This is a genomic window from Actinoplanes sp. NPDC026623 (assembly GCF_040638275.1).
Classification (GTDB): Bacteria; Actinomycetota; Actinomycetes; order Mycobacteriales; family Micromonosporaceae; genus Actinoplanes.
Genome location: NZ_JBEZXZ010000015.1, coordinates 36,406 through 53,302, shown reverse-complemented (window position 1 = coordinate 53,302; position 16,897 = coordinate 36,406). Strand labels below are relative to the sequence as shown.

Sequence of the window (16,897 nt, the reverse complement as noted above, 5' to 3'; positions counted from 1 at the left end):
GCCCCCGACGCTGATACCGCGGCGGCGTTCGAAGCCCGAGATGACGGAATGAAAAGGTCATGACGCGATGACCTATTCATTCCGTCATCTTGCGGATCGGTGGCTTCACGTTCGCGGCCGGGTGCAGCAATAGTCATCGTCTGCCTTGTGGTCGCCGTGGGAATTGCGTTCCTCGTACCGCGCGTCGACAAACGACGGTGATGCCCGGAGGTGGGAGCCCGGTCGGCAGTTGCGCCCCGCCGGTCCGTGGTGATTGCATGTGCCGCGGCTGTCCCTCCGACGCCGGTCGGGAGGGTCGTCATGCTCGCTGCGCTCGGTCGTACGGTCTACTCTCGGCGCCTCGCCATCATCGCCGTATGGGTGGTGGTCGCGTTGGCCGGCGCGGTGTTCGGTGGCACCGTTTACGATCGCACGCAGTCGACCGACACGCTGCCCGCCGGAGCCCCGGCCACTGTGGCGCAGGACCGTCTGGACGCGCTGTCGCCCGAGGGCGAACGGGTGGTCGCGGTGATCTCAGGGCGCGATGTCGGAGCCATCGCGCTGGTCAACAGCGTCAGCCGGATCGCGTTCGAGATCCGCGAAATCCCTGGGGTGGCCGAGGTCGAGGATTCCTACACCACAGCGGCGCGGAAGATCTCCAGCGACAACCGCAGCTCTCTGGTCACGGTCGAGTTGAAGCCGGACCTGAGCGACGACGAGGCGTTGCGGGTCGCCGACCGGGTGCGCGCCGCCCTGCTCCGCATCGACGCTCCTGAGGTCCTCGTCGGCGGCGAGTTGCTGGCCGAACGGGAGTTCGGCGACCAGGCCGTTCGGGACGCGGCGGTCGGCGAATCCGTCGCTCTGCTCTGCGTGGGGATCCTGCTGATCGTGGCGCTGGGAGGCCTGGTGGCCGGCCTGCTGCCCTTGGCGGCCGCCCTGGGTGCGGTCACCGCCACGCTGCTGACGCTGACCGGGCTGGCCCGCTTCCTGCCGGTCAGCGAGTATGCGGTCAACGTGGTCACCCTGCTCGGTATCGGGCTGGCGGTCGACTACAGCCTCCTGATGATCGCCCGGTTCCAGGAGGAGCGGGCCGCCGATCCGCGCGCGCCGCTGGCGGAGCTCCTGGCTCGTACGGTGGCCACCGCGGGCCGGGCGGTGCTGGTGTCCGGCTCGGCCGTCACCGCCGCACTGGTGGGCCTGTTCGCCTTCGGCGAGCCGCTGCTGGCCGCGATGGCGATGGGCGGTGCGCTGGTCGTCGCCCTGGCGACGGCGACGGGGCTGACGCTCGTACCGGCGTTGATCGCGACCGCCCACCGGCGCATCCCGGCGACCGGCGGGTGGCGCCGGCCGCGGCGGGGTTCCGGGCAGAGGCCTGGTCCCGGCATGCTGGCGCGCCTGGCCAGGTTCGCTCAGCGCCGGCCGGGCCCGGTGGCGCTGACCGCGACTGTCGGCCTGCTGGTGTTGAGCGCTCCGATGTTCTTCGTGGAGTTCGCCAACTCCGACGTCCGCGCGCTGCCGAAGACCAGCGAGGCACGGCAGACGGACGAGGCGGTGCGGGACAGGTTCGCCGACCCACCCAAGCAACCGCTGACCGTGGTGATCGAGGCAGATCCGTCCCGGCCCGGCCTGAAGGAACTGTTCGACACCATGCGACGCCTGCCGGACGTGTCCGACCTGAATGTGCGGACCGGCCCGCCGCCCGGGGTGAGCGTCGTCGACGTGGTGCCGAGCGGAGCCGCGGACGGCGAACGGGCCCAGCGCCTGGTTGCCGGCCTGCGGGCACTCGACGCGCCCGCCCCCGTACTGGTGGCCGGTCCTGCCGCGGAGCTGGTCGACGCGAAACGATCGGTGGCCGAGCGCCTGCCCGTCGCCTTGGCGATCATCGTCGTGGCTACCGGGGCGCTGCTGTTCGCCCTCACGCGCTCGGTGGTCGTACCGGTCAAAGCCATCGCGATGAACATGCTTACGTTGCTTGCGACCATGGGTGTGCTGGTCGCGGTCTTCCAGTGGGGCTGGGGTGCCGGCGCTCTGGGCTTCGATCCGTGGGGTGCGCTCGACCTGACCACGCCGCTGCTGCTGTTCGTCTTCGCCTTCGGCCTCTCGATGGATTACGAGGTGTTCCTGCTGGCCCGCATCAAGGAGGAATGGGACCGGCGGACGGCCACCGACCGCGCGGCCAACGACCGTGCCGTCCTGGCCGGGATCACTGCCACCGGTCCGGTGGTCACCACGGCCGCCCTGGCGATCGGCACCGTCTTCCTCGGCTTCGTCCTCGGCGATCTGGTCGCGGTGAAGGAGATCGGTGTCGGGATGGCCGTGGCGATTCTCCTGGACGTCACGGTGGTGCGCGGCCTCCTGCTACCGGCGACGATGTCGCTGCTCGGACGATGGAACTGGTGGCGGCCGGGCACGACCACCGCGGCGCCGGCGCCGCCGGTGCCAGTGGGTTGAGGTGCGGGCTTACTGGTCCGCGGCCGCGTTGTTGACCGAGGTGCGCGCCGGCGGCGGAGAGTCCGGGTCACCAGCCTGTGCCGGGTCGTCCTCGGCCTGGTCCTGCTGGGCCTGGTCGCTGTCGGTGGGCCTGGTACCGGGTGGTTCCCGGTCAGGGGTCGGCCGGCCCTCCGGATGCTGGGACAGATAACGGATCGCCGTGTTGAGCACGGCGAGAATCGGTACGGCGACCAGCCCGCCGACGATCCCCGCGATGACCACGCCGGAGGCGATGGCGAGGATCACCGCGAGCGGGTGCAGAGCCACCGCCCGGCCCATGATCAAAGGCTGGAGGACATGCCCTTCCAGCTGCTGGACCGCGATCACGATGCCCAGCACGATGAGAGCCTTGACCGGTCCGACGGTGACCAGGGCGACCAGTACCGCCACCACCCCGGTGACGGTGGCCCCGACGACCGGGATGAACGCACCCAGGAACACCAGCGCCGCCAGCGGCAGGGCCAGCGGCACGCCCAGGATGGCCAGGCCGGCTCCGATGCCGATCGCGTCGACGAAGGCGACCAGGACGGTGGCATGCACATATGACACCAGCGTGTGCCACGAGTAGTGGCCGGCCCGGGCGGTCGGCACCCGGGCCGGCGGCGGCAGCAGGCGGCACAGGAAGCGCCAGATGTCGCCGCCGTCGCGGAGGAAGAAGAACAGCGTGAACAGGGTCAGGAGGAAACCCGCGACCACCTCGCCCAGCGTCGTGGCCGTGTTCAGAGCGCCGGTGGTGAGCGCTTCCCGGTTCGAGGTCGCCGACTGCCGCAGCTCGGCGATCATGTCGCTCAACTGGTTCTGGGAGACGTGCAGCGGGCCGCGCGCGAGCCAGCCCTGTACCTCTCGGATGCCGTCGCCGACCTGGGTACTGAGAGTGTCGAGCTGGCCGATGACGGTGTTGACGATCAGGCCGAGGCCTCCGATGACCAGAATCAGCGCGCTCACCAGCACCAGCGCCGAGGCGAGCGAACGGTTCATGCCCCGCTTGCGGAGCCAGGCGGTCGCCGGCTGGAACAGCGCCGCAAGCAGCATTGCGACCGCCACCGGGATGATCACTATGCGGAGCAGGGAAATGACGCGCAGCAGCACATAGGCGGTGGCCACGAACAGGATGATGCGCCATGACCAGGCACCGGCGACGCGTACCGCACGCGGCAGCCCGTCGTCGATCTTGGGTGAGGCGTCGACCATGACGACGGGCGTGACCGTGTCAAGATCGGCGTCAGCGACAAACGGTGGCGGCCGTCGGTCGGTACTTGCCTGGCGCAATCGGGCCCCGGCGCGTTGCCGCACTTGCTCGACCCAGGCCATCGCACACTCCTTCGCTGACCTGCCGCGGGCAGGCGCCAGGATTGAGTTCGAACTACCCCGCGGCAACTGCCGGAAAACACGGCCGTCGCGGTGGGAATCCTCGAGCTCGGCCTGCTCAGTCCGGAGGATGCGTCAGGGTTCCTGGTACGCCTCGGGGTGCCACTGGAGCATGGCGGCGGTGGCGTCGTCGCGCAGTTCCCCCTCCTCGTAGCTGACGATGGTGTGAATGAGCTGGCGCATTATCTCGGCGGGCGGCAGGCCTCGCGCCTTGGCCGTGGTGACGAATTCGGACAGCCGGTTGAGGCCGAACAGTTCGCCGTCGGCGGAGCGTGACTCGGTGATGCCGTCGGTGTAGAGCAGCAGGGTGTCGCCGCGCCGCAGGGTGTGCCGGGTGACGCCCGGTGGCCGGGTTCGCATGTGGGCCAGGCCGAGCGGTAAGGCGGTAGGTGTTGGCAGCGGTGGCAGGGAACCTCCGTCGCGCAGCAGGAGTTCGGCGGGGTGCCCGGCGCTGATGCGCTGGTAGAGCCCCGTCCTGGTGTCGAGTTCGGCGAGGATGGCGGTGACGAAGGCGCCGGGGTGTTGGTTGCGTACCCATTTGTCGATGCTGCGGTAGGTGTCGGTCAGGCTCAGGCCGCACCTGCGGGCGTTGCGGTAGGTGTTGAGGGTCAGGGTGGTCAGGGCGCTGGCGGTGATGCCGTGCCCGACGGTGTCGAACAGGGCGATGTGCAGGGTGGTGCCGTTCGCGGCGTAGTCGAAGGCGTCGCCGCCGACGTTGTATGACGGCTCCAGGACCGCGGTGATGGTGGTGTCGTGGGCGGTGAAACTCAGTGGGGGTAACTGGTTCCAGATGATCTCCGCGGCCAGCTGCATGGGGAGCCTGCGTCTGGTGTGTTCCACGGCGTCGCCGTAGAACCGGCGGCTGGAGATCAACTCGGCGAGCAGGGCGGCGATGACGGTCAGCCCTTGATATCCGTCGTCGGGTTCCGCGCTGAGTCTCACCCGCAGGACGCCGAGGCGTTCCGCACCGTGCACCAACGGGAGCCAGAGCAGGAGGTCTGCGGGGTCGTCGTGCCGTACAGGGCGTGCCGAGGTGAAGGAACGACCGGCCGCGGTGTCGTTGATCCGAACGGAGTCGGTGGTTCGCGAGGCGTCGCCGGTGAGGGGCCACAGTGCTATCTGTTCGTAGTCGACGAGCAGCACGGTGATCTCGACCGCGTCGAGCAGGGGCGCGGTGTCGGTCAACGCCGCGGGCAGCTCGTCGAGCAGACTCAGCTGCCGCAATCCCAGCAGGCGCTGCACGGCCTGCAGCGGATCGGCCATCACTCGCCTCCCTGTCAGCCGTTGGCGATCTCGTCGAAGTGTTCCTGACGGCCACTGTGTCGACGGTCCGGACGTGGACGGGGTGTGCGGTGTGACCCAAGTATGGCCGGTCGGGCCGGCGTCTCAAGATCGGCGAGGCAGTCGCCTTACTATCTCCGCCCATACGATCTTGCCGGTGTGGCCGGCCCAGACCGCGGGGCGAGTGCCCATCGTCGGGTCAGGGACGCGACCAGCATCATGCCACGCCCACCGACGCGATGCGGTTCGGCCTGCTGCACGTGGGGCAGTGCCGGGTTGGTGTCGGCGACCTCGATCAGGATGGCATCGTCGCGCAGGGTCATCCGCAGTTCGCCGCCGTCGTCCGTGTGCTTTGTAACGTTCTGAACCAGTTTCGTCGTCACGAGCAGTGCGTCTTCCTCGACCTGGTCGGTCACGCCCCAGCGCCGTAGCGCCCGCTCGGCGATCCGGCGCGCAAGGGACGAAGGGGTGTCCCGGTCCAGAGGCACACGAATGTCATCCACGCCGGTGACATACCCAGAAGCCGGTCCGCCCTCACCAGCAGCAACGACCGAACATCCGCGATGTCGGCAATGCCGTCAGCCTGTTGCCCGCTCGCAAGATCTTGGCGGAACGCTTGAATCTGACGTTACGTCACGTTTTAGCATTCAAATGTCGGCGCGGTAGCGGCCTCAACACGTCGGCTGAGGAACACCACGTTCAGTTGGGAGAGAAGGACCATGACCGATCAACCATTGACGCCGGAGCAATGGAGCAAGATGGCGCAGGAGCGTGCGGACCAGGTCGGCCGGCTCAGCCCGGAGGAGGTTTCCGAGCTCAGCCGCAAGCGGGCCGAATCGATGGGTGGGCTCTCCGACGAGGAGCGGGACGAGATGCAGCGCCGGCGGGCCCGGTTGATGCCCGGAGCCGGCGACGCCGCGAACGGCTGACGCCCGATGCGCAGCGATCGGGCCGGGTTCACACCCCGGCCCGATAGGTGTCCCAGGCGGCCGGCTCCGACCGCGGGGATGACGATCCGGGCGATGTCGTCAGCCGGATGCGGAGTGTCAGGGCGGCGACGCGGGTTCGTGGGCCGTCGGACGCAACCATGGTTGGTTCCTTGCCGGCGGAATCATTCGACAGGTAGCACCCCAGGAGGAGGCGGCCGTGCCCGGGCTGCTGAGCGTCGCACCCTCCAGCGGCTACGAGCGATGCTGGGGTGGTGCGAGCAGACTCAGGATCGGGTCGCCGAGCGGATCGGCGTGCCTGATGGAGCGTGAATGGCGGATCGGCGAGCTGGCCCGGGCCACCCACGTGACCGTGCGCGCGCTGCGCCACTACGAACAGCTGGGGCTGCTGGTGCCGTCCTCGCGTACGGCGGGCGGGCATCGCTGCTACACCGACGGGGACGTGCGGCGACTGCACAGGATTCTCGCGCTGCGCGGCTTCGGCCTGTCGCTGCGGGAGATCGGGCAGGTGCTGGAGCAGGGGGGCGACGACCCGCGCTCGATCGTGCGCCGCCAGCTGGTTGCCACCGAAGAGCGGATCCGCCAGGCGATGCGGCTCCGGACCCGGTTGCTGACCGTGCTGGGCGGCCTGGAGCAGCTGACCGAACCGTCGGCGGAGCAGCTCGTGTCGCTGATCGAGGAGATGGTGCGCCTCGAGCAGCCGCTGACCGCGGACCAGTGGCGAGAGCTGGCAGCGGCCCGGGCGGAGAAGGTGGCTCGCCTGAGCGACGCGGAGCTGACCGAGCTGAGCCGGAAACGCGCGACGCTGATGGCCGCGCTCAGCGCCGACGACCTGGCCGAGCTGGGGCGGGGCCGGGCCCGGATGACCAGCGGGTCGAGCAGCGATGGAGCCGGGGTCGACGCCGCGCCGAGCTGATGGCGGGCAGACACGGACGCCGGTCGCGTCGCGCGTGCCCCGGCTGCCGTCGCCAGGCTCAGACGTCGACGAGCTCGACGGTCACCGTCGCCACGTCGCCCGCATCGAGACCCTCCGCGCGGCGCACGGCCTTCTTGACCGGCAGGGCGAACGTGTCCCGCGCACTGTCGGGAAAGATCGACGTCGCCCAGCTGCTGTCGCCGATCGCCGCACGCACCCGTAACGAGCCGAACCCGCGGCGGCTGCCGCCGGCGACGTCGCGGATCTCCGCCGCCGCCTCGACCGGCAGGCTCACGAACGTCCAGCTGTCGCCGCGCCGGGCGTCCCAGATCCACAGCTCGGCATCGAACGTGACAACCATGGCCGCAGCATCGCACGGGGTGCCGACACTTTCCGTGGGATGTTCAGGGTGAGGCCGTCACGACGCGACGTCGACGAGCACCTTGCCGACCGTGCCCCGCTCCACCGCCAGGTGCGCGTCGGCGGTGCGCTCGAGCGGGAAGCGGACCAGCGGCAGGCCGTGTTCCTCGCCGACCGGCAGGGCGCCGTCGCGGACGGCGGCGGCGACGTCGTCGGCGGCCGCGGCCAGCGCCTCGGTACCGACCGTGTAGAGCACGAGGAACTGGAAACGCGTGTTCAGCATCATGTTCTGCCGCACGTCCAGCTCGACCGGCCGGCCGCCGTCATTGGCGTACGTCGCGATGGTGCCCCGCGTTGCCAGCACGGCCAGGTCCAGGGCGAGGTTCGCGCCGAGCGCCACCTCGGCGATCATGTCGACGCCGCCGGGGGCGATACCGCGGATGCTCGCCGCCGGGTCGCCCTCGCGGTAGTTGATCACGTGGTGGGCGCCGGCCGCGGTGGCCAGCCGGGCCTTCTCCGGGCCGCTGATCGTGCTGATCACGGTGGCTCCGGCCCAGCGGGCGAGCTGGATCGCCGCGTGCCCGACCGCCCCGGCCCCTCCGGCGGCGAGTACCACCTTGCCGTCGAGTGCGCCGGGCCGGAGGCGCCGCGGCCCGTCCTCGGCGACGGTGAGGGCCCGGTGCGCGGTGAGCGCGGGTACGCCGAGCGAGGCGCCGACGTCGAAGCTGACGCCGTCGGGCAGCGGCACGGCCCGGTCGGCGGGGACGACGGTGACCTCGGCGGCGGTGCCGGTCGGCCGCCCGGCGGTTGCCATGAACAGCCAGACCCGCTGACCGATCCGGCCCCGCTCGACCCCGTCACCGACGGCGTCGATCACGCCGGCGCCGTCAAGATGCGGCGTCACCTCGGGGAACTGCAGCGGATTGGTGGCGCCCGAGCGGGTCTTCCAGTCGGTCGGGTTGACCCCGGACACGGCAACCCGGACGCGTACCTCGCCGGGACCGGGCACGGGCGGGTCGCGGTCGACGAACTGGAGCACATCGGGTTCGCCGGTGGCGCGGTAGACGATGGCCTTCATGCCCCGATTCTGCCAGGAAAGCCGTCCGCAGATGGCGGGCCCGCCCCATCCACCCCGGACTCGCCCGACGGCTTGCCCGAGACGTCGGTCAGCACCACCACGCCGGTGCGGGTGGTCACCGCGAGGCCACCTTCCGGTAACGGGCGAGCAGGAGCAGGAAGCACGCGGCGATCAGGCACGCCGCCTCGATGCCGTAGATCGCGCCGAACCTGCCCACGCCCACGTCGAGCTGGCTCTCCCGCTCGGTGAGCCACTCGCCGACGCCTCCGATCAGGAATGTCGGGCTGGTCAGCCCGGACAGGCTGTTGGCGGTGGTGTTCGGCAGCGAGGCGAGCACGCCGACGACCGGTACGGTCATCATGAAGACCGCCACGATGCCACCGGCGGCGAACGCCTGCTTTCCGGTGAGCGACGCGATCAGCAGGCTGATACCGGCGAACATCACCGCCCAGAGCAGGCTGTAGGCCCAGCCGGGCAGCAGATCCCAGAGCTCGTTGAACACCCCGCCGACGCCGGTCCTGGTGGTGAACGCGGCGCCGAGGAACATGATGAACTGCGGCACGCCGATCAGCAGCCAGACCGCGGCCGTCATGGCGGCGAACTTGGCGATCACGTAGTCGGCGGCGCGCAGCGGACGGCTGAAGTAGAGCGGCAGCACCCCAGCCCGCAGGTCGCGGGAGACCAACTGCGGCGCGACGATCGCCGCGAAGAAGATGATCAGCAGGCTCATCTGGTCGGCGTACTGGAAGTAGCTGAAGACCACCTCTCCGGTGATCGACCGGGCGGCCGCCACGATGACGGCGACCAGCAGCATGATGCCGGCTATGAGCCAGGGGAAGGCCTTCGCCTTGGCGGAGCGGCCGAACCCGAAGGCGGCGCGCAACCCGTGCACGAAGAGGGCCCGTTGTATCGAGACGCGACCCAGCCGGGGGCCGGAGTACCGCCGGTACCCGATGTCATGGATGACGCCGGTCTCAGACATCGGCAGACTCCTTCGTGGTGAACAGGCAGCCGTCGTTCGTCCGTGACGGAAGACGAACGTGGGGGAGTCTGGCCCGTCGGCCACCACTCACGCTACCTGCGAAACCGGGTGTCGGTCGGCGGGAGCAGGGTGACGTCGGAATCGCCCGACTGGGCATCGGCGCATTCACAGTCGTTCCGGACTTACGGGGTGTAGTACCGTCCGGGTGGGGTGCCGCGGCTCACGGGGAGGCAAGGCGTCATGGGCTATCCGGCCGGGCAGGTCGACACGGTGGCATTGGGCAAGGTCGGCGCCGCGGTCCAGCAGTCGTCGGTCAAGTTCGACAGGGCATATCGCGGTCACGCCGCGCAGTTGGGTGCGGACGGGGGCCTGCGCGGCTGGGGGACCGGTGACGTCCTCGCCGATGCCGAGCACGCGTGGTCGGCGTTCCTGCGTAACCTGGCCGGCCAGGTCGACGCGCACGGCAACTCTTTGAGGAGCGCCGCCAAGGAGTATGCGACCGCCGACCAGGCCGCCGCGAGCCGACTCACCGGGCTCGGAGCCGGGCAGCCCCATCCCGGGTCCCGGTAGGCGGTGCGGATGGCGTTCACGCTGCAAACTCTGCTCGGCGCCGACCCGGGGCGCGTCCACGCCGCCGCTGAGGCGTGGCTGGCGATGGCTGGCGACCTCGACGACGCCTGCGAGGACCTGATCCGCGGCAGCCGCGATCTGCCCGACGCCTGGCCGCTCGGCCCCGCCGCGGAGGCCGCGCAGCGGGCGAACCGTGATCTGCTGGCCGAGGCCGGCAACGCCGAGCCGCCGGCTCGGCGCATCGGCCAGGCGCTGCGCACCCACGCGGACACCGTCCGCAGCCTGCAGGACCTGGCCCGGCAGATCGCCGCCGAGGCGACCGGCAGGGGCTTCGTCGTCGACCTGGCCGCGGGCACGGTTGCCGTCGGTGCCGCGCCGGCGTCGGACTCCAGCGGTGGGCAGCAGTCGGCGCAGGCGATCTCGTCGTACGTGCAGCAGTTGCAGTCGATCGTGGAACGGGCGGCGAGCCTGGATTCCTCGACGATGACCGCGATTCAGGTGAACCTGCCGAACGCACGCACCGGCTTCGGGACGGGACAGCAGCAAAACGTCTCCCGTACGGATCTCGAAGCGCAGGCCAGGCGCACGCCCGCCGAGATCAAGGGCTGGTGGGACTCGCTCACCCCGCAACAGCAGGAGCAGGCCATCCTGGAGTTCCCCGGGCTGGTCGGCGCGATGAACGGCATCCCGGTCGCCGACCGTGACACCGCCAACCGGTTCGTGCTGCGGCGCGAGACCGACGGGTACGAGCAGCGAATCTCCTCGATCGACGCCCGCCTGCTGTACCTGCAGAGGATGTACGACCAGGGCCGTATCGGCGAGGTGTACCCGGACGCGTCCGACCCTCGGACCTCGATGGACACCGAGATGCTGAAACTCGGAGTTCAACGGTCGGACGACGAGGCCAAGCTGGGTGGCCTGGAGGTGATCGGCTCCCGGCTCCACGATCCCGGCAAGCCGGACGCCTATCTGATGGGCCTGTCCACCGCCGATGACGGCCGGGCGATCGTCGCCGTCGGTAATCCCGACACGTCGGACAACGTGGTCACCTACGTGCCCGGCACCACCTCGGACCTGCCCGGCATCGAAACCGACCTCAAGCGCGCCGACACGATGGCCTACGACGCCAACACCATCGACTCGTCCGGGCGCACGACCGCGTCGATCCTGTGGCTGGGCTACGACGCCCCTGACATGATCCCCAACGCCGGCTCGTCGTCCTACGCCACGAACGCCGTCGACGACCTGCAGAACTTCCAGTCCGGTCTCGGCGCCACCCACGACGGCCGGCCGTCCCACAACACCGTGCTGGGTCACAGCTACGGCACCACCACCGTCGGCTACGCCGCCCGGGACGGCAATGGCCTGGCCGCCAACGACCTGATCTTCGTCGGCAGCCCCGGCGTCGGGGTCGACTCCGCGTCCGGCCTGCACATTCAAGGCGACCACAACAACGTGTGGGCCAGCACCGCCGCGAACGACGTCATCCGGCTCACCGGCGTCGAGGACACCATGCGCTTCGGCGAGAATCCAGATAATCCGGGCTTCGGTGGCCGCCAGTTCACCAGCGCCGACGGATCCTGGAGCCCGGTCGCGACCCACTCGGAATACTGGGACCCGCACAACCCGTCGCGGAAGAACATCGCGTTCATCATCACCGGCCAGACAGACAGAGTCCACTGATGCCCCTGCTGACCCGCCTTGCCCTGACCGCGGCCGCCGTATTCTCCGCCGCCGCATTCACCGCCGGATGTGACAACGTGCAACCGTCCGCCTTCACCCAAGCCCAGGCCGAGCAGCGCGTCACCACCCGTGCCCAGGAGGCGCTGAAGCAGCTGCCGCCGGGTGCCACCCTGAAGGTCGATTTCAGCGAGCCGGAGCAGCCGTGCGACGGCGGGCCGAACGGTCGCACGTTCGTCGAGACGAACTACAGCATCGCCTATCCCGAGGGGTGGCCCGTCGAGCAGACCGTTCGTACCCTCGCCGACTACTGGACCAAGCAGGGCTACAAGACCATCCGTGACGACCGCACGGACGACAAGCTGCCGGACTTCTCCGCCGAGGACCCTGACGGGTTCCGCATCGGTGCCCGGCTCACGTACCGCGACACCGGGCGCATCGACGCGTACCTCATCAGCAGCTCACCCTGCCTGTAGCTCCCGCTTGCCGGCTGCCCGCGCCATGGGCTCGGCACCGGGCCCCGGGCTCGTCCTGCCCCGTCTGGGCGGAGGACGGCCGACTCAGAGCCAGGAGACGCCGATTCGGTAGCTTCTCCACACCGTCAGGCGGCCCAGGAGCCCCACGGAGCGCGACTCGACAGTTTGATCTTGCGTCCGGTAAGCCCGGGTGCCTACCGTCAGCGGGATGAACCGAGTGGTGGTGGTCGGAGCGGGCGTGCTCGGATTGACCGTGGCGCATGAGCTGGCGGTGGCCGGCCACCGCGTGCACGTGGTCGCTGATCGGGCGGCGCGCGACAGCGTCTCGGCGGTGGCCGCCGCGATCTGGTTCCCGCACGCTGTGGCGTTGGAGCCGGACGTGCTGGAGTCGAGCCGGGTGACCTACGACCGGTTGACGAAGCTCGCGGACGATCCGGCGACCGGCGTTGTCATGCGTTCCGGGCTGGTCCGGGTGCGGCGTGCGGAAACGGACCTGTCCTGGACGTCCGCGGTGCCGTGGCACGAGCCCGTCGCCGAGGGCGTGCGCTGCACCGTCCCGGTGGTCGAGACGAGCCGCTATCTCAGCTGGCTCGGCGCCCGGGTGGCGGCCTTGGGCGTCTCCACGACGTGGGGCACGGTGAGCCTGCCCGGCCGGCAGGGTGCCGAGGCGCTGCCGGCCGCAGTGGCGGCGATCATCGGCGAGCAGCCCGATGCGGTCGTCGTGGCGGCCGGGCTCAGGTCCGGTGCGCTGCTGGGCGGGGACGACGAGGTCTACCCGATTCGCGGGCAGGTGGTGCGGCTGGCGAACCCGGGCCTGACCGAATGGGTAACCGACGAGGACAACCCCGGCGGCCTGACCTACGTGGTGCCGCGCACCGACGATGTGGTCTGCGGCGGCACCGGACAGATCGGTGACCGGGACGAGACGATCGACCCGGCGACCGAGGAGGCGATCCTGCGCCGGGTACGCGAGCTCGTACCCGCCCTCGCCGATCAGCCGGTCCTCTCCCGGGCCGTCGGTTTGCGCCCGGCCCGCACCAACCGCCGCCTCGAGATGATCGGCGAGCTGGTCGCCTGCTACGGGCACGGCGGTTCCGGGTTCACCCTGTCCTGGGGCGACGCGGCCCGCGTGGCCGAACTGCTCGGTTGAAGCCGGGCCGACTGGATCGTCGGCAGCCTGCGGGAGCCGCGGCCACGTTGACGGCAACCCCGCAGCTCGACACTCCGCTGCGGTAACCGCCGACGGCCTCGCCGTGATCGGACCGCCCCTGCTGGCCTGCGCGACCTGCCTGGTGGCCCTCCGCCTGCCGGCACGCCGGGCCGCCCGGATGACAGGCCGGCAAGCCCTCGCTTACGAGTAGGCCATCTCCCAGGCGACGGCGGTGACGCCGCCACCGCCCAGCACCAGCGCGCGTTTCTCCATAGACGTCCGTCTACCCTTACCGGCCGTCCCGCGGGTGCGTCAGCGCCCGGGCTCTGGCACCCGGGAGTCCGGGGAGGTCGAGTTCTGGGAGTTCTGGGAGGTCGAGTTCTGGGAGCTCGAGTTCTGGGAGTTCGGGGAGCTCGAGTTCTGGAAGTTCGGGGAGGTCGATTTCTGGGAGGTCGGGAAGGTCGAGTCCTGGGAGGTCGGGGCGGTCGGGTCTTGGGTGTGCGGGCCGGTCGGGTCTTGGGAAGTCGGGAAGGTCGAGTCCCGGGACGTCGGGGCGGTCGAGTCCTGGGACGTCGGGACGGTCGGGTCTTGGGTGTGCGGGGCGGTCGGGTGTCGGGTGTGCGGGGCGGTCGGGTGTCGGGTGTGCGGGACGGTCGGGTTTCAGGTGTGCGGGACGGTCGGGTCCTGGGAGTTCGGGCAGGCCGAGTCCTCCTGGGAATTCGGGACGATCGGGTCTTGGGTGTCCAGGAACGTCGGGCCTTGGGCGTCCGGGAAGGCCGAGCCCTCCTGGATGTCCGGGAAGGCTGGTGCTCGGGTGTCCGGGAAGACCGGGTCCGGGGAGTTCGGGAAGGCTGGTGCTCGGGTGTCCGGGGAAGCCGGGTCCGGGGAGTTCGACAAGGCCGGCGCCCGGGCGTCCGGAAAGGTCGGCCCCCGGCCAGGCGCCGCCCTTCGCGGGCGCGATACGGGCCGCCGTGATTGGCGCGACGCTGGGACTCGGGCGCGTGCCGGCGGTCGTCGTGGCGATGGGGCCGGCCGCGGCGCGGGGGAGCGGGGTGGTGGACGGCGCGGGGCTCGGCGCGGATGCGGCGTCGCCCAGCCCGTCGGCACGCGAGGCGCCGGTGGCATCGCGGGCATCGATCATTCGGTCGGTGACGAGCACGCTCCACCCGAGGGTCGACAACAGCCCGAACGCGCCGATCAGGACGATCCGCCTCCCGAGCCGGTAACGGCGAGAGTCCTCCGGCGGGTACTCCGCGCTCGGGTCGTGGTCCGGTGGTGGCGCCTCGGCGCCGTCGTCGTGCACGTTGCGCATGCTTCAGTCCTCGGTCTTGGCAAGCGGGCCGGCCCCGCACAGCGTCGCGGCGGCAGCCCCTGAGATCTCTCGGTCGTCCCTGTTTATCGGACATCAGGGGCTAAAGCGGTGATTTCGCCCAGCTTGTCACCTGCTGTGACGCAAGCACTCGTGCAGCAGGCCGTCGACGACCAGGTCGCGCAGTGTCTGCCGCTCGCGGAGGAGCCGGCTGAAGATTTCGCGCGGCCCCCGGCGGTGGTTGAGCGCCGAGATGTCCGGGAGCAGGTTCTCCGGCGGCGGCTCGTCGAGTTTGCCCCGGCCGTCAGCCGTCCCACAGCGCGTTGACCACCTCAAGGGTCTTCGCCGTCCGGGCGTAGCGCGGCTCCGGCGAGGGTAGCTCTCCCGCGCCGTAGCACCCGACCCACTCCGAGTACAAATACCTACCCGGAACTTGTTGAGACACGGGAGCGACTGACTGCGTCAAACGTTCACGTTCGTTGACGTGGAGGCAGCGGACAACGACCACAAAATATGCGCGGACAAGCGGAATTCGTCACCAAGGCCGACGTCGACAGACAGACAATGTCGCCCCGCTCGCCTGGCCGTCCGTCCACAATGTGGTCACGTATCGATGCATAGTGGATGGCGGCCGTGGCCGCTGTGATCGCTTCACCGGTGGGCGCCCGTGGCCCCGCGCATTGATAGACTCCGCCAGATCTCCTCCCTACGGAAGGTTCCTTGTGGCGGCGGTTCTTCGAACCTTCGGGCAGACGGCTACCAAGCCGCGCGCCAGCACGGAGAGCGCCGACGAAAGCACGGCGCCGACCGGGTCTGGCCGTACGCCCGGATCGACGCGAGCCGTCGAGCGGCTGCCCGGATGGGTGCTCACCTACGCACCGTCCGTGTTGCCGGCCGTGCTGATGCTGGTCGTCGGCCGATACCGTCTGGGCGCGCCGTCGCTGGGGTGGGACGAGAACGCGACCTGGCTGGCGAGTCACCGTAGCTTCAGCCAGCTGGTGGGGCTGGCCGGGAACTTCGACGGTGTCATCGCCCCCTATTACATGTTCATGCGTGTCTGGACGTCGATCTTCGGCGATTCGGAGCTCGCCCTGCGCACACCGTCGCTGCTCGCGATGGCTGTCGGCGTGGGGCTGACCGGTGAGCTGGGCCGCCGGCTGTTCACCCCCGGTGTGGGGCTGCTCGGCGGGCTCATGCTGATCACCGTGCCGCAGATGTCGCGATACGCCCAGGACGCGAGGGTGTACGGGTTGGCGTTCATGCTCACCACCCTGTCGACACTGCTGTTCTACCTGGCATTGCGGCGACCCAGTTGGGCGCGCTGGATCGGCTACGGCGTCGTGGTGACCCTGGCCGGTCTGGCACACATCTTCGGCCTGCTCGTCCTCGTTGGACACGCGTTCGCGGTGGGCGTCCGCTGGTGGGCGGGCCGAGACCGGGCGCTGCTGCGCTGGCTCGTGGTCACCGCGGTCGCGGTGCTGCCGGTGCTGCCGCTCGTGGGTCTCGGACTGACCCAGCGGGGGGACCAACTGGACTGGATCGGTCCGATGAGGGTCGGCCAAGTGCTTACCTCGCCGGGCGACATCTTCGGTTCGGCCGCCGTCGGACTGTTCCTCATCGGCCTCGCGTACGCCGCCCGGTGGCCGGACGGCCGGTTGGTGGGTGACTTCGCGGTCCTCGTCGCGGCGCCGCCGGCGCTGCTGATCGGCGCGTCGTTCGTCACCTCGCCGGTGTGGGTGCCGCGGTACGTCATGTTCGTCCTCCCGATGATCGCGCTCCTGGCCGCCGCGGCACTGCGAGGGTTCCGGCTACGGGCACTGCTGGCCGTGTTGCTGGCGGCAGCCCTCGGCCTGCCCGCACAGCGGGAGGTCCGCGGCGCTGCCAGCCACCACGGACCCGACTTCCGGGCCGCCGCCGCCATCATCGCCGCCCACCGGCAACCGGGAGACGGCATCGTCTACGGCAGGACCGGCACCTGGTCCCTGCGCGCCGGGGCGGACTACTACCTGCGGGATCGGACGAGCCCCCGCGACCTGCTGCTGACCAGGCCGGCGGCCGAGGTCAATCAGTTGGGCGCCGAGCAATGTGCTGACCAGGTTGCCTGCGTGGGCGCCACCCGTCGGATCTGGCTGCTCAAACTCTGGCGGAGCGGCAGCCCCCTGGACGATGCTGGGCCCCTCGCCGCGACGCTCGGCACCGACTACCGGCAGGCAGGTGTGTGGAAGGCCGCCAAGGTCACCATCGTGCTGTACGAGCGCCGCGGCTGACCCCGCCGCCGGCATCTACGGCTTCTGCCTGCCGGTCGGCCGCG

The 16,897-nt window shown here is 70.3% G+C and carries 17 protein-coding genes; 8 read left to right on the top strand and 9 right to left on the bottom strand.

The genetic code is table 11. From position 1 onward, the window contains the following. The first annotated feature begins 300 nt into the window (after positions 1–300). Entirely contained in the window at positions 301–2,430 is a 2,130-nt protein-coding gene (locus AB0F10_RS07250; protein WP_360620966.1) for an MMPL family transporter, read from the top strand. 9 nt (positions 2,431–2,439) lie between these two features. On the opposite strand, the gene AB0F10_RS07245 is transcribed toward AB0F10_RS07250, so the two are convergent. From AB0F10_RS07245 to AB0F10_RS07235, 3 genes are all read right to left on the bottom strand, one after another. Next, positions 2,440–3,660 carry an AI-2E family transporter gene (locus AB0F10_RS07245; protein WP_360620964.1) on the bottom strand — a complete coding sequence of 407 codons (1,221 nt, stop codon included), beginning with the start codon at positions 3,658–3,660 and terminating at the stop codon, positions 2,440–2,442. Between the two features lie 252 nt (positions 3,661–3,912). Continuing rightward, entirely contained in the window at positions 3,913–5,100 is a 1,188-nt protein-coding gene (locus AB0F10_RS07240) for a PP2C family protein-serine/threonine phosphatase (RefSeq protein ID WP_360620962.1), read from the bottom strand. A 149-nt stretch (positions 5,101–5,249) separates the two neighbouring features. Continuing rightward, entirely contained in the window at positions 5,250–5,621 is a 372-nt protein-coding gene (locus AB0F10_RS07235; RefSeq protein ID WP_360620960.1) for an ATP-binding protein, read from the bottom strand. 216 nt (positions 5,622–5,837) lie between these two features. Between AB0F10_RS07235 and AB0F10_RS07230 the strand changes: the two genes are divergently transcribed. Both AB0F10_RS07230 and AB0F10_RS07225 read left to right on the top strand, forming a co-directional pair. Further along, entirely contained in the window at positions 5,838–6,047 is a 210-nt protein-coding gene (locus AB0F10_RS07230) for a hypothetical protein (protein WP_360620958.1), read from the top strand. 217 nt (positions 6,048–6,264) lie between these two features. Further along, positions 6,265–6,981 carry a MerR family transcriptional regulator gene (locus tag AB0F10_RS07225; protein ID WP_360620956.1) on the top strand — a complete coding sequence of 239 codons (717 nt, stop codon included), beginning with the start codon at positions 6,265–6,267 and terminating at the stop codon, positions 6,979–6,981. Between the two features lie 58 nt (positions 6,982–7,039). Here AB0F10_RS07225 and AB0F10_RS07220 read toward each other — a convergent pair whose 3' ends face one another. Genes AB0F10_RS07220 through AB0F10_RS07205 form a run of 4 tightly spaced genes read right to left on the bottom strand, consistent with a single transcriptional unit; the run spans position 7,040 to position 9,401 of the window. Further along, positions 7,040–7,342, bottom strand: coding sequence for a DUF1905 domain-containing protein (locus tag AB0F10_RS07220; RefSeq protein WP_360620954.1), 303 nt, complete (start codon positions 7,340–7,342; stop codon positions 7,040–7,042). A gap of 57 nt (positions 7,343–7,399) precedes the next feature. Continuing rightward, the gene (locus AB0F10_RS07215) at positions 7,400–8,419 is read right to left on the bottom strand and encodes an NADPH:quinone reductase (RefSeq protein WP_360620952.1); all 1,020 of its coding nucleotides are present in this window, start codon (positions 8,417–8,419) and stop codon (positions 7,400–7,402) included. Next, the gene (locus AB0F10_RS07210) at positions 8,416–8,538 is read right to left on the bottom strand and encodes a hypothetical protein (RefSeq protein ID WP_360620950.1); all 123 of its coding nucleotides are present in this window, start codon (positions 8,536–8,538) and stop codon (positions 8,416–8,418) included. Before AB0F10_RS07210 ends, AB0F10_RS07215 begins: the two co-directional genes overlap by 4 nt. After that, positions 8,535–9,401: an ABC transporter permease gene (locus AB0F10_RS07205; protein ID WP_360620948.1), complete on the bottom strand. Its 867-nt coding sequence runs from the start codon at positions 9,399–9,401 to the stop codon at positions 8,535–8,537. The genes AB0F10_RS07210 and AB0F10_RS07205 overlap by 4 nt, the downstream gene beginning before the upstream one ends. Before the next feature lie 240 nt (positions 9,402–9,641). On the opposite strand from AB0F10_RS07205, the gene AB0F10_RS07200 reads away from it, so the two are divergent. From AB0F10_RS07200 to AB0F10_RS07185, 4 genes are all read left to right on the top strand, one after another. Further along, positions 9,642–9,971 carry a type VII secretion target gene (locus AB0F10_RS07200; RefSeq protein ID WP_360620946.1) on the top strand — a complete coding sequence of 110 codons (330 nt, stop codon included), beginning with the start codon at positions 9,642–9,644 and terminating at the stop codon, positions 9,969–9,971. A 9-nt stretch (positions 9,972–9,980) separates the two neighbouring features. Next, the gene (locus AB0F10_RS07195) at positions 9,981–11,654 is read left to right on the top strand and encodes an alpha/beta hydrolase (RefSeq protein ID WP_360620944.1); all 1,674 of its coding nucleotides are present in this window, start codon (positions 9,981–9,983) and stop codon (positions 11,652–11,654) included. Next, positions 11,654–12,127 carry a hypothetical protein gene (locus AB0F10_RS07190; RefSeq protein ID WP_360620942.1) on the top strand — a complete coding sequence of 158 codons (474 nt, stop codon included), beginning with the start codon at positions 11,654–11,656 and terminating at the stop codon, positions 12,125–12,127. Before AB0F10_RS07195 ends, AB0F10_RS07190 begins: the two co-directional genes overlap by 1 nt. Positions 12,128–12,335: 208 nt before the next feature. Further along, the gene (locus tag AB0F10_RS07185) at positions 12,336–13,277 is read left to right on the top strand and encodes an FAD-dependent oxidoreductase (protein WP_360620940.1); all 942 of its coding nucleotides are present in this window, start codon (positions 12,336–12,338) and stop codon (positions 13,275–13,277) included. A 660-nt stretch (positions 13,278–13,937) separates the two neighbouring features. Here AB0F10_RS07185 and AB0F10_RS07180 read toward each other — a convergent pair. Together AB0F10_RS07180 and AB0F10_RS07175 are read right to left on the bottom strand one after the other, a co-directional pair. Next, positions 13,938–14,174, bottom strand: coding sequence for a hypothetical protein (locus tag AB0F10_RS07180; protein WP_360620938.1), 237 nt, complete (start codon positions 14,172–14,174; stop codon positions 13,938–13,940). Between the two features lie 541 nt (positions 14,175–14,715). After that, positions 14,716–14,922 (bottom strand): hypothetical protein, encoded by a 207-nt coding sequence (locus AB0F10_RS07175; protein WP_360620936.1) that lies wholly within the window; start codon positions 14,920–14,922, stop codon positions 14,716–14,718. 386 nt (positions 14,923–15,308) lie between these two features. On the opposite strand from AB0F10_RS07175, the gene AB0F10_RS07170 reads away from it, so the two are divergent. Beyond that, positions 15,309–16,853 (top strand): glycosyltransferase family 39 protein, encoded by a 1,545-nt coding sequence (locus tag AB0F10_RS07170; protein WP_360620934.1) that lies wholly within the window; start codon positions 15,309–15,311, stop codon positions 16,851–16,853. The last annotated feature ends 44 nt before the right edge of the window (positions 16,854–16,897 follow it).